General features: G+C 39.3%; 11 protein-coding genes. 2 read left to right on the top strand and 9 right to left on the bottom strand.

Features of this window, described 5'->3' with window-relative positions; all coding sequences use genetic code 11:
* Positions 1–2 precede the first annotated feature (2 nt).
* The 7 genes from carA to ribF all read right to left on the bottom strand — a co-directional run bounded on the left by carA (position 3) and on the right by ribF (position 8429).
* Positions 3–1166 carry a glutamine-hydrolyzing carbamoyl-phosphate synthase small subunit gene (gene carA / locus F1325_RS03045; protein WP_160229978.1) on the bottom strand — a complete coding sequence of 388 codons (1164 nt, stop codon included), beginning with the start codon at positions 1164–1166 and terminating at the stop codon, positions 3–5.
* Between the two features lie 433 nt (positions 1167–1599).
* The gene (dapB, locus tag F1325_RS03040) at positions 1600–2421 is read right to left on the bottom strand and encodes a 4-hydroxy-tetrahydrodipicolinate reductase (RefSeq protein ID WP_160229977.1); all 822 of its coding nucleotides are present in this window, start codon (positions 2419–2421) and stop codon (positions 1600–1602) included.
* 233 nt (positions 2422–2654) lie between these two features.
* Entirely contained in the window at positions 2655–3608 is a 954-nt protein-coding gene (ispH, locus tag F1325_RS03035; RefSeq protein ID WP_109371829.1) for a 4-hydroxy-3-methylbut-2-enyl diphosphate reductase, read from the bottom strand.
* Positions 3589–4059 (bottom strand): FKBP-type peptidyl-prolyl cis-trans isomerase, encoded by a 471-nt coding sequence (fkpB, locus tag F1325_RS03030; RefSeq protein ID WP_075673711.1) that lies wholly within the window; start codon positions 4057–4059, stop codon positions 3589–3591. The genes ispH and fkpB overlap by 20 nt, the downstream gene beginning before the upstream one ends.
* A gap of 69 nt (positions 4060–4128) precedes the next feature.
* Entirely contained in the window at positions 4129–4644 is a 516-nt protein-coding gene (gene lspA, locus F1325_RS03025; protein ID WP_109371833.1) for a signal peptidase II, read from the bottom strand.
* A 3-nt stretch (positions 4645–4647) separates the two neighbouring features.
* Complete coding sequence (gene ileS, locus F1325_RS03020) at positions 4648–7458, bottom strand: isoleucine--tRNA ligase (protein WP_109371835.1); 2811 nt, start codon at positions 7456–7458, stop codon at positions 4648–4650.
* 29 nt (positions 7459–7487) lie between these two features.
* Complete coding sequence (gene ribF / locus F1325_RS03015; RefSeq protein ID WP_109371837.1) at positions 7488–8429, bottom strand: bifunctional riboflavin kinase/FAD synthetase; 942 nt, start codon at positions 8427–8429, stop codon at positions 7488–7490.
* Positions 8430–8860: 431 nt separating this feature from the next.
* Between ribF and rpsT the strand changes: the two genes are divergently transcribed.
* Positions 8861–9121 (top strand): 30S ribosomal protein S20, encoded by a 261-nt coding sequence (rpsT, locus tag F1325_RS03005; protein WP_004248964.1) that lies wholly within the window; start codon positions 8861–8863, stop codon positions 9119–9121.
* A gap of 72 nt (positions 9122–9193) precedes the next feature.
* Here rpsT and nhaR read toward each other — a convergent pair whose 3' ends face one another.
* Together nhaR and nhaA are read right to left on the bottom strand one after the other, a co-directional pair.
* A complete protein-coding gene (gene nhaR / locus F1325_RS03000) occupies positions 9194–10114 on the bottom strand; it encodes a transcriptional activator NhaR (RefSeq protein ID WP_109371841.1) in 921 nt (306 codons plus the stop codon).
* A gap of 190 nt (positions 10115–10304) precedes the next feature.
* On the bottom strand, positions 10305–11483 hold the full coding sequence (gene nhaA / locus F1325_RS02995; protein WP_109371843.1) for a Na+/H+ antiporter NhaA: 1179 nt from the start codon (positions 11481–11483) through the stop codon (positions 10305–10307).
* A 455-nt stretch (positions 11484–11938) separates the two neighbouring features.
* Here nhaA and F1325_RS02990 point away from each other — a divergent pair, with 455 nt between their 5' ends.
* Positions 11939–12784: a DMT family transporter gene (locus tag F1325_RS02990; protein WP_109371845.1), complete on the top strand. Its 846-nt coding sequence runs from the start codon at positions 11939–11941 to the stop codon at positions 12782–12784.
* Positions 12785–12808 lie beyond the last annotated feature (24 nt).

Raw genomic sequence — 12808 nt, 5'->3', positions numbered from 1 at the left:
ATTTATTTAGTTGTCACTGATTGCAGGTTTTGACGATATTGCGCGATAAGCTCGATAAAGTGATCAAAAAGCGGTGCGGCATCATGTGGCCCTGGGCTAGCTTCTGGGTGACCTTGGAAACTGAACGCAGGTTTATCTGTGCGATGAATACCTTGTAAAGAACCATCAAATAGAGATTTATGTGTCACACGTAAATTGGCAGGAAGAGAGGTTTCATCAACAGCAAATCCATGATTTTGCGCTGTGATCATCACCGTATTTTTATCTAAATCTTTAACAGGATGATTACCACCGTGGTGACCAAATTTCATTTTGATGGTTTTTGCACCGCTAGCTAATGCTAATAGCTGATGCCCTAAACAGATACCAAATACCGGAATATCAGTGGTTAAAAAGGTTTGAATGGCGTTAATGGCATAATCACAGGGCTCTGGATCCCCGGGGCCATTGGAAAGGAAAATACCATCTGGTGAAAGGGCTAAAACATCTTGAGCTGACGTTTGAGCAGGTACAACAGTAACGCGACATCCTCTATCCACCAGCATACGTAAAATATTACGTTTTACACCGAAATCATACGCCACAATATGCAATGGCAACTCAGTCGCTAATTTAGCTTCTGGTAATTCATTCTCTAACGTCCAACTTCCTTGAGTCCACTGGTAAGGCTGTTTCACTGTCACCGTTTTTGCTAAGTCCATTCCTTTTAAACCAGGAAATGATCTGGCCTTTTCGAGAGCTTGTTGAGCATCAAGATGATTGCCTGCGATAATGCAACCGTTTTGCGCGCCTTTTTCTCTCAGCAAACGCGTTAACTTACGTGTATCAATATCCGCAATCGCAACAATGTTATGACGTTTAAGATAATCAGATAACGTTTCTTGAGCACGATAGTTGCTCATCACTAATGGCAAGTCGCGAATAATTAAGCCTTGAGCATGGATGGTTTCTGATTCTTCGTCTGAACGATTAACGCCGGTGTTGCCAATGTGGGGATAAGTGAGAGTAACAATTTGTTGGGAGTAAGAAGGGTCGGTTAATATTTCTTGATAACCGGTCATTGAAGTATTAAAAACGACTTCACCGATAGCGGCGCCTTCTGCGCCAATCGACTTGCCGTGGAATTCGGTCCCATCTTCTAGAACCAGTATAGCTGATTTAATCAAAACGCCCTCCAGAGAATAATAAATCACATTTCATGCATATTAATTCAGATTTAAGACTCTAAATCAATGCCAAAAACATAAAATTGGGCAAATTTTTGGCAAATTGGGCGCATTCTAAAGATCGAACGAGCAGATGTCTAGAAAAAACACCTTTTTAATTAAAAAAATATCAATCATTAGCAATTTAGTTAACCAAGTGACAATTTATATAATCAATCTTACAAATTTAACCGTTTGCTTACCAAGATAATTTAAAATTAGAGTTTAAATAGGAAAAATAGATGATTTTTGATATTAAGAAAGAAAATACAGACAAGAATACAGAGAAAATAGATATAAAAAACACATATGCAAATAATTACAAATAAAAATCAATAAAAACTCATAATCAAAAAATAATCATGAGTTTTCATTACATTATAAATTTAATAAATTATAAATCTTCTAGTGAAAGCACATCTTTCATATTATATAACCCTGATTTTTTAGAGCTTAACCAAATGGCCGCTTTAACCGCACCATTTGCAAAGGTCATTCGACTAGAAGCCTTGTGGCTTATCTCTACACGCTCACCAATATCAGCAAAAATGGCAGTGTGCTCCCCTACAATATCACCTGCACGAATAGTAGCAAAACCAATGCTTTGAGGATCACGCTCTCCCGTATGCCCTACTCGTTCATAAACAGCACACTCTTTAAGATCACGGCCTAACGCATCTGCAATAGATTCACCCATTGCTAATGCAGTGCCTGATGGTGCATCAACTTTATGACGATGGTGCGCTTCTACAATTTCAATATCACTGTAAGAACCCATCACTTTCGCCGCTTTTTCAAGTAACTTAAGCACCAAGTTAACACCAACACTAAAGTTAGCAGCAAACACTATTGGGATCATTTTGGCGGCATTTTCAATGGCTTTTTTACCTTCATCATCAAAGCCTGTCGTACCAATAATCATGCCTTTTTTCTGTTCTACGCAAAATGCAATATGAGAAAGCGTGCCTTCAGGGCGTGTAAAATCAATTAACACATCAAATTCACTCGCTTGAGACAGCAAGTTATCGGTGATTGTGACACCAATATGCCCAATACCCGCTAATTCTCCAGCATCAGCGCCAATCAATGAAGAATTAGTACGCTCAAAAGCAGCACCTAAAACGGTTCCTTCTTGTTGAGAAATTGCCTGAATTAATTGGCGCCCCATACGACCACCCGCACCAACAACGGCAAGACGAAGTTCTTTTGCAGACATAACTCAATTTCTCCTTAACAATACTTATTGTCTCTATTTATTGTTTACAGATTAACGATGTCATCCACTTGATGCCAGCATTTAACGTTCGAGATAAGAAAAACACACAAAACCGTAGTCATTATCAGTAAAAGAGATGAACAGCATGATTATTCATTTAACTTTACTTTATACATAAAAAAAGCAGAGTCATTCACTCTGCTTTTTAAATTCACTATCACATTTAAGTGAGATTATTCGATAACTTTATAATCTAGGCGAAGCTCTTTAGGCACTTCAAAAACAATATTTTCTTCACGCCCTGATAATTCAATCACGTCATCAGCACCAAAGGTTTTTAAACGTTCTAATACTTGTTGAACCAAAATATCTGGTGCTGAAGCCCCTGCTGTAACGCCAACAATATTTGCATTAGCCACCCATGACTCATCAATATCTTCAAAGCTATCGATCAGATAAGAAGGCTTACCTGCACGCTGTGCAAGCTCCGCTAAGCGATTAGAGTTTGATGAGTTCTTAGAGCCAACGACAAATACAACATCCGCTTTTTCAGCAAGCTCTCTTGCGGCTTCTTGGCGATTGGTTGTTGCATAGCAGATATCATCTTTACGAGGCCCAATAATTTTGGGGAAGCGTGCATTTAAAGCATCAATCACTTCAGATGTATCATCAACAGAAAGCGTTGTTTGGGTCATAAAGCAAAGATTATCTTCATCTTTGACTTCTAATTTCCACACATCAGCAGGCGACTCAACTAAATACATTCCCCCTTCAGGGTTGTTGTATTGCCCCATTGTGCCTTCAACTTCAGGGTGTCCTGCATGACCTATTAAGATAGCTTCTTTGCCTTTACGGCTCGCTCTTGCCACTTCCATATGCACTTTGGTTACGAGTGGACAAGTTGCATCATAGAGCATTGTTAAATTACGTGAGCGAGCTTCTTGACGAATAGCTTGAGAAACACCATGAGCTGAAAAAATTAAAATCGCGTTATCGGGGACTTCTGAAATTTCTTCAATAAAGATAGCACCTCGTTCACGTAAGTCGTTAACGACATAGCGGTTATGAACGACCTCGTGACGAACATAAATAGGTGCGCCATAGATTTCCAGAGCGCGGTCAACAATGCTGATAGCTCGGTCAACACCCGCACAAAAGCCTCGTGGGTTAGCCAGCAGTATTTGCATGTGTTGTTTCCTCCTCAGGATTGATGCTGACAACTTCAATATCAAATGTCACTTCTTCTGACGCTAACGGATGATTAAAATCAACGGTTACAGAATCTTCAGTGACATCTCTTACAATGCCTGGCATTTCACTGCCATTCATTGCTGTAAATAGCATGATAGTGCCTGCCTCAGGCACACCAGACTCTGCGAAGTCAGAAGGCATAAAGTATTGGATCAAGTCAGGATTGTATTTACCAAAAAGATGTTCACCCGCAAGCGTAAAAGTTTTTTTATCTCCCGTTGATAATCCCAATAATTCAGCTTCTAAGGCTGGCGATAAACTTTCATCACCTAAACGAAAAAGAGCGGGTTTACCATGCGCTTGTGTAGATTCAGCAACAGAGCCATCTGCTAACTTTAAAGTGAAATTCAGCAACACTGCGCTGTCGTTGAGTACCTGCATAACCATACTAATACCTTCTATTAAGCGTAACCCCCGCCATAAGGCAGGGGTTATTTTAGTTAACTTCTTGTCTGATTACTTTTGCTTTTTTGTATCTTGAGGACTGACATTTTTATCAGGGAAAAAGCTCTCAATAATAATAAGCCCTGCACCGATACAAATCCCCATATCAGCAATATTAAAGGTAGGCCAATGCCAATCTCCAATATAAACATCAAGAAAATCAATGACAAACCCGTGGATCAGACGATCAGAGAGATTACCCAATGCTCCGCCAATAATTAGCGCATAAGCAACGTTACTTAGCTTAGCGCTCGCTTTGTTTTTATACATCATTACCAATAAAGTAATGCAGATTGCCAATGCAATCAGTGCAAAAAACCAACGTTGCCATCCTCCTTTATCTGCTAAAAAGCTAAAGGCAGCACCATAGTTATGGGCGTAAGTGAAGTTGAAAAAAGGCATCACGGCAACAGATTCATACAGACGAAATGTCTGCATGAAATACTGTTTCGTTCCTAAATCCAACACCACTACGGCGACGGCTAGCCATAGCCAGCGTAAACCTGTAGAGCAAAGTGTTTTCTTCATTAATTAAGCAAACTTACGTTCTTCACCGTTACCGGCTACGTTAGTAACACAGCGTCCGCATAATTCAGCGTGTTCCGCTACTTGACCGATATCTGTCGCATAATGCCAGCAACGAGGGCATTTTTCGCCGTCTGCTTTGTTAAAGGCGATTTTTAAACCCGCCATATCAGAAGCTAATGCTGTTTCTGGTGCTTCATTAATATCTGCCACTTTCGCTTGAGAAGTTAATAAAACAAAACGCAATTCGTTACCTAACGCATTTAACTTATCTGCTAAAGCTTTATCTGCATACAGAGTTACTGATGCTTCTAAAGAGCCACGCAGTTGTTTATCTGTACGAGCTTGCTCTAATACTTTATTGACTTCACCACGAACGGCAAGTAATTCAGCCCAATAGTCATCATTTAAGGTTTCTGACGCATCTAAGCCAAATAAATCGGTATACCATTCTTCCGTTAAGACATATTTTGCACGTTCGCCTGGTAACTCATTCCAGATCTCATCTGCTGTGAATGACATAACTGGCGCCATCCAACGAACTAATGCTTCACAGATATGGAATAACGCTGTTTGGCAACTACGACGAGCAACGCTATCGCTTTTCGCGGTGTACTGTCTGTCTTTGATGATATCTAAGTAGAAAGAACCCATTTCCACTGAACAGAACTGCATCAGGCGCTGAATAACATTATGGAAATCGTAATTTTCATAATGTTTTAGGATATCCGCTTGTGCTGCTTTCGCACGACCTACTGCCCAGCGATCTAATGTGACCATCTCTTCTGGTTTAACTTGATGTTTTGCAGGATCAAAACCGTTTAAGTTCGCTAAGAAGAAACGTGCAGTATTACGAATACGGCGATAAGTATCAGCCGAGCGTTTTAAGATTTCATCAGATACGGCGATTTCACCAGTGTAATCTGTTGATGCAACCCATAAACGTAGGATATCAGCACCCAGTTTATCCATTACATCTTGTGGACTTACTGTGTTACCGATGGATTTAGACATTTTACGGCCTTGTCCATCTACGGTAAAACCGTGTGTTAAAACTTCACGGTAAGGCGCTTTGCCTTTGATTGCAGTCGAAATCATCAGTGAAGACATAAACCAACCACGATGTTGGTCAGAGCCTTCTAAATACATATCTGCTGAATTGCCATGGAATTCAGGACGCGCATCAACCACTGTTGAGTGTGTTGATCCTGAATCGAACCAAACATCCAGTGTATCTGGCGTTTTCATGTAATCGTCAGCTTCATCACCCAGCACTTCACGGATATCTAAATCCCACCATGCTTGAATACCGCTGACTTCAACACGTTTTGCGACTTCTTCCATCAACTCTAAAGTACGTGGATGTGGCTCTTGAGTCTCTTTGTGAACAAACAGAGACATTGGCGTACCCCAAGTACGTTGACGAGAAATACACCAGTCAGGGCGGTTTTCAACCATTGATTCAATACGTGCTTGACCCCAATCAGGGATCCATTTAACACCTTTGATCTCTTTTAATGATTGCTGACGTAAACCGTTTTTATCCATGCCAATAAACCATTGTGGTGTAGCGCGGAAAATAACTGGCGTTTTATGTCTCCAGCAACATGGGTAACTGTGTTGCATGGCTTCGTGATGTAACAGAGCACCTTTTTCTTTTAACAGCTCAACAATGACATCATTTGCTTTGAAAACAAAAACGCCATCTAATGTTGGATAAGTGCCCGGCAAGTAACAACCATTAGGCCCAACAGGATTTGCCACTTCTAAACCGTATTTTTGACCGACAACAAAGTCATCAGGACCGTGGCCTGGTGCAGTATGAACAGCACCTGTACCCGCTTCTAAAGTAACGTGATCACCTAAAATTGCAGGTACATCAAAGCCCATAAATGGATGATTAAAGCGCAGTAGTTCTAGATCAGCACCCTTACATTCGCCTAAAACAGCCCAGCTTGTTACGCCAATACGCTTCATTACGCCTTCAACAAGATCAGCGGCTAAAATCACGCATTCATCGTTAAAAGAGACTAATGCGTAATTAAATTCAGCATTTAATGCGATAGCGCGGTTAGCAGGTAATGTCCACGGTGTTGTTGTCCAGATAACCAAAGAAATAGGCTTATCTGTTACTGCATGGAATTTTGCGGCAACGGCGTTTGGATCAACGGCGGTGAAACGCACATCAATCGACGGTGAAGTTTTATCGTAATATTCAACTTCAGCTTCTGCCAGCGATGAACCACACGCAGTACACCAGTGAACAGGTTTAGCCCCTTTTAACAGGTGACCATTTGCGATGATACGCGCTAACGCACGAATAGTGTTCGCTTCGGTTTTGTAATCCATAGTGAGATAAGGTTTTTCCCAATCTCCTAGAACACCTAAACGAATAAAATCTTTTTTCTGTGCTTCAATTTGCTCGTAAGCATATTTACGGCATTCCTCGCGGAATTGCGCTGCAGATATTTTCTCTCCTGGTTTACCTACGATTTGTTCAACTTTTAGTTCGATAGGTAATCCGTGACAATCCCATCCTGGAATGTACGGAGAATCAAAGCCTGACAGCCCTTTGGATTTAATAATAATATCTTTGAGAATTTTGTTTACTGAGTGACCAATATGAATATTGCCGTTGGCGTATGGAGGGCCATCGTGCAAAATAAATGTTTTCTTACCACTTTTAGCCTGACGAATTGCTTGATACAAACCTTCTTTGTACCAACGTGATAACATCTCTGGCTCGCGCTTTGCTAAATCCCCGCGCATAGGGAACCCTGTTTCTGGTAAGTTCAGGGTATTTTTATAGTCACTCATTCGATTCTCAGTTCCAATTTTCCGCTAGTTTATGACTCCGACCGCTGCGATAAAAAATCCCTAGCAGTAGCCACATCATCTGCGATTTGCTGCTTCAATGCATCCAATGATGCAAATCGCTGTTCATTACGTAATTTCTTTCGTAACACAACATCAATACGACGTCCATATAAATCCATATTAACGTCGATTAAATGCACTTCTAATTGTACGCCCGTCCCTTTTACAGTAGGACGACTTCCGATATTTGCCACACCGGGTAAAGGTGATTGATTATCTGATAAATAGACATCAACGGCATAAACGCCTTTAACTGGTGCAACTAAGCGTTTCATAGGAATATTGGCTGTCGGAAAACCAATGGTTCTACCCAATTCATTACCATGAACAACACGCCCACAAACGCTGTAAGGGTGTCCTAGTAGTGATTCAGCAAGAACTAAATCATCATTGAGTAACGCTTCTCGTACCGCAGTGCTACTGATACGCAATCCTTTATCGCAATAACTTTCAGTATTAGCGACTTCAAATCCATATCTAACACCGGCTTGTTGTAAAAAATGGAAATCACCTTCACGATTTTTGCCAAAGCGAAAATCATCACCAATAGCAAGAAACTTCACCCCTAATTTATTCACCAACAGTGATGAAACAAATTCTTCCGGTGTTTGTGCCGCAAATTGTTTATCAAATTTGACACACAAAAGGTAATCAATACCACATTCAGCTAAATACTTAATCTTGTCTCGTAAACGAGTCAGACGTGCTGGTGCCTTTTCTGGTAAAAAGAACTCAAGTGGCTGAGGCTCAAATGTCATCACAACCGTGGGTAATCCTCGCTGCGATGCCTCTTGCTTCAAGTGTTTCAATAATGCCTGATGGCCTCTATGGACACCATCAAAATTCCCAATTGTCAGAACGCAACCGTGGTGTAGCGCTCTAATATTTTGTATACCGCGAATTAGCTCCATAACTGGCTCAATACCGTGGAAATTATTGGATTATACCTTGTCAAAGGCTTGAGAGTAACCCAATATATCAATGTTTATTGATGAGTAATATCTCGACAAGTCGATTCACTGTTATTCTTAAATTTGATTGCTCACATCAAACAAAAAATGGACTATCACTCACTTCTTGGTTATAAAATCGCATAAAATCAAGCATAGATCCTATTAGAATCTATTATTTATTACTCATATACACGATTTTGATGATTTTTTCACTCAAAAGACTGTATTCTACCCGTCTTAACTGATAAAATCTTGCGCCATCACAACGAAACAAGTGTCGCGTACAACGACGCTAATTTTGTATAAATCCATTGACAAACTTAGGTTGAAAAGGCATATTCCTTCACCTTTGTATTTGTCCTCGCTAGAATATATTTGGGAGTTGGAACTTGGCTAATATCAAATCAGCTAAGAAACGTGCGGTTCAGTCTGAAAAGCGTCGTCAGCACAACGCAAGCCGTCGTTCTATGATGCGTACTTACATCAAAAAAGTATACGCAGCAGTTGCTTCAGGTGATAAAGAAGCAGCACAAAAAGCATTTAATGACATGCAACCAATTGTTGACCGTCAGGCAACTAAAGGCTTAATTCACAAGAATAAAGCTGCACGTCATAAAGCTAATCTGCAAGCACAAATCAAAGCAATGTAATATTGCTTTCTTGTGTTATAAAAAACCGGCTTATGCCGGTTTTTTATTTTCTACTTTTTAACCGCAACCACTTTATGGGTTTACAACGCTCTTTTTATCTCCATTAAAGAGTTCTGAAAAATCAGTATTACAAACACGTTGAACCGCTGGATGTTGGATCATTCGCTCTGCAAAAATCGCGTAATACTCTTCTTTTACCGTATCAAGCTTCCCAATCTCTTCGATATTACTATGAGCAAAAGTTTCGTCGGTATACAGTGAAGGCGCGACAAAGATAGCATTATAATTTAAGCCGAATGCTTTCATTAATGCCGCATCATCAAACTCACCCAATATTTCTACTTGCAGGTTTTTATTACGTATCCATGTTAATAAATGGCGACCTAACATATATCTACGCCCCGGAATGAGGAGCTTTCGCTCTTCTAAACATTCAGGAAACGGCTTTTCAGGAAGCGGATGACTGCAAAAAAAACTCATATTACATTCGCCGAGTTTTACAGAGAACAGACCTTCTTGTTGTGACGAATCCACGGGGCAATCTGATAGGATCATATCCAGCTTATGCTGACTTAATTGCTCTAGTAATAGTTCATGAGTAGATTCAAAACAACGCAGATGGATTTGCTCATTATCAATAACAGCCGTTTCTAATATGCGACTGACTAATTGTTTTGATAACGCATCCGCAACACCGACATCAAACAGTAAATTCGATTCACGACTGTAATTAACGATATCCAGCATTTCTTGGCTGAGCATAAACATTTTATCGGCATAACGAAAAATGAGTTGACCCAATTCTGAAGGAACTAATCCTCTTCCTTGGCGTTTAAATAACTTGCCACCCAATCTTTCTTCTAATGCTTTAATTTGCCCTGTAATTGTCTGAGGTGTCAGATACAGCGCTTGCGCTGCACCCACAACAGAGCCTTCTTTACACACATGCCAAAAATAATAAAGATGGTTAAAATTGAGATGTGACACCCGCATAGTTATCTTCCTTTCAACTTCTGTGCTTCATACACAGACTATGTAATAACGCATTAGTTTGCGATTGGCTTTCCTTGCACCCAATCCTCATAAAAACACCTACGGCACAATACACTGTATTGCACCGTAGGTTTAAATATATAGCTCGGTATTTATTGTGTTGAGAAACTCAAATCCGTAATAAATTTCCCTATATTGACTTCGTTTTTAACTTCGGTAAAACAGAACGAAGTAACAAATATCCCACAACAGCGGCTACTGTTGAACCGACTAAAATACCAAGCTTAGCATAGGTATTATAAGCTTCATCCGCGCCATCAAATGCTAACCCTGCGATAAAGATAGACATAGTAAAACCGATACCACATAGCACAGATACTGCAAATATTTGCTTAAGATTAATCGCATCTGGTAATTTTGCAATGCCTAGTTTTACCGAAATCCAACTAAAGAGGAAAATTCCAATCGGCTTACCTAAAAATAGACCTAACGCGATACCTAACGGTAAAGCAGATAACATGCCATCAAGTGTTACACCATTTAAAGAAACCCCTGCATTACTAAATGCAAACAGCGGCAAAATAAAATAGGCAACCCAAGGATGTAGCACATGCTCTAATTCTTCAGAAGGAGAATCACCTTCTTTATTTCTCAATGGGATAAGAAATCCAACAATCACACCTGCAATGGTGGCATGAATACCTGATTTTAAAATACACACCCACAAGATGAACCCTAGAATTAAATAAGCAGCCGTATTACCCACTTTACGCCAGTTCATTATGCCCAGAGCAATCACTATCAAACCTGCCAAAGCGAGAGGCATTAATGCAATACTCTTTGAATAAAAGAGCGCAATAATGACAATCACACCTAAGTCATCAATGATAGCTAACGCTAACAAAAAGACTTTTAACTCGACAGGAACACGCTTACCCAGTAACGCCATGACCCCCAGTGCAAAAGCAATATCGGTTGCCGCTGGAATTGCCCAACCTTGCTGTCCAATTGCGTCCGCATGATTAAACATCAAATAAATCAATGCAGGGGCTAACATACCACCTACTGCGGCTATCGCAGGGAAAATGGCTCTATCACGCTGAGCCAAAGAGCCTTCTTTTAATTCACGTTTAACTTCCAATCCGACTACTAAGAAAAAGATCGCCATTAAGGCATCATTTACCCAAAGTAATAATGGTTTATCAAGTTCGAATGCACCGAATTTGATCATAATTGGAATAGATAAAAACTCATTATACAAAGCACTTAGAGGTGTATTCGCCATAATCAATGCGATAATAGCAGCAATAATCAGAAGAATACCGCCTGATGCCTCTAATCTCAAAAATTGTCTAATAATTGCCGTCATAATATTAACCTCAAAATTACTAATTTTGTTAATAATATGCTAATTATGAATTCGTAAAAAACAGATTATTTATGGATAACAAATCGATATTTTCGAATTAAAGAGAAAATATCAAGAAAAACAAAGCAAATAATCGTCGCAAATCAATAAAGCATCGAAAAAAATAGAATAAAAGTAGATTTATAAAAGATATTTTTATCATATTGATTTAATGAAATTTTATTTATAAAAAAACAAAAATAAGCATCTAATTTAATAATTAACACCAATCAACAAAATAGATCAAAAGTATCAATTTTTCTTATCTACATAAATAATGCTAATGTTATTCTTCATATTAAAATATACCCCGCAATTATAAATAAAAAGAAAATGTTGCATGTTTCACTATTTAACCATTGTGTTATTGTCCTATAGATAGTGAATACTCTCGTTACATTAAGGTTTCTATCAATATGTCGATTACTGTTTTTATTGCCGTTTTATTTGCTGCTATCTTTCATGCATGTTGGAATGCATTAGTTAAAGTAGGTAGTGATCGATTTTTAGGGATCTCGTTACTGACTTTTTTTTCGGGCGCTGTAACTCTACCCGCCTTGTTTTGGGTTGGACTCCCTGATGTTGGTGCATGGAAATGGCTTATTCTTTCTGTTTTATTTCATATTGGTTACACACTCTCTTTAAGTCGCTGTTATACCCTAGCTGACTTTAATCAGGTCTACCCTATCTCTCGTGGCAGTGCGCCATTAATGACTGCTTTTCTTGGTTTTTTTCTCTTCCATGAAACACTGCCTATTGCTGGACTCATTGGCATTTTGTTTATCATTTTGGGTATTATCCTTATCTCACGTAGTAGAAAAATAGCAGAGTTTAATTTACGTAAAGATGCACTCTTTTTTGCGCTACTTACCGCATTATTTACCGCTAGTTATACCCTATCTGATGGTAATGGCTCTCGTGTAGGTGAAACACCGTTTGCTTATATTTTATGGCTCTTCTTTTTAAATGGTATCGCAATGTATTTACTTGCTTGGCTTCGTTATCGCCAACATTTAAAAATCAAGATAAAGGATTATTGGAAACCAGCTTTCTTTGGTGGCGTGATGCAATTGGTCAGTTATGGCATAGTGATATGGGCGATGAGTCATGCCTCTATTGTGCTTGTCGCTGCACTAAGGGAAACCAGCGTGTTATTTGCCATGATCTTATCTGTTTATCTGTTAAAAGAGCAATTTAACCGTAAACAGCTATTGGCGTGTTTAGTGATTTTAGCCGGTATTGTTGCTATCAAGATGGGATAAGACAAAACATAATTCAAATAAAAA

This window comes from Proteus columbae (genome assembly GCF_009914335.1).
Classification (GTDB): domain Bacteria; phylum Pseudomonadota; class Gammaproteobacteria; order Enterobacterales; family Enterobacteriaceae; genus Proteus.
The sequence above is the reverse complement of the archived record's forward strand: the minus strand, read 5'-3'. Positions and strand labels throughout refer to the sequence as shown.

Coding starts and splice junctions, on each gene's coding strand:
- nhaR (WP_109371841.1), bottom strand. CDS start 10,114: ATGCGGGTGTCACATCTCAATTTTAACCATCTTTATTATTTTTGGCAT.
- F1325_RS02990 (WP_109371845.1), top strand. CDS start 11,939: ATGTCGATTACTGTTTTTATTGCCGTTTTATTTGCTGCTATCTTTCAT.
- nhaA (WP_109371843.1), bottom strand. CDS start 11,483: ATGACGGCAATTATTAGACAATTTTTGAGATTAGAGGCATCAGGCGGT.
- lspA (WP_109371833.1), bottom strand. CDS start 4,644: ATGAAGAAAACACTTTGCTCTACAGGTTTACGCTGGCTATGGCTAGCC.
- fkpB (WP_075673711.1), bottom strand. CDS start 4,059: ATGGTTATGCAGGTACTCAACGACAGCGCAGTGTTGCTGAATTTCACT.
- ispH (WP_109371829.1), bottom strand. CDS start 3,608: ATGCAAATACTGCTGGCTAACCCACGAGGCTTTTGTGCGGGTGTTGAC.
- ribF (WP_109371837.1), bottom strand. CDS start 8,429: ATGGAGCTAATTCGCGGTATACAAAATATTAGAGCGCTACACCACGGT.
- dapB (WP_160229977.1), bottom strand. CDS start 2,421: ATGTCTGCAAAAGAACTTCGTCTTGCCGTTGTTGGTGCGGGTGGTCGT.
- ileS (WP_109371835.1), bottom strand. CDS start 7,458: ATGAGTGACTATAAAAATACCCTGAACTTACCAGAAACAGGGTTCCCT.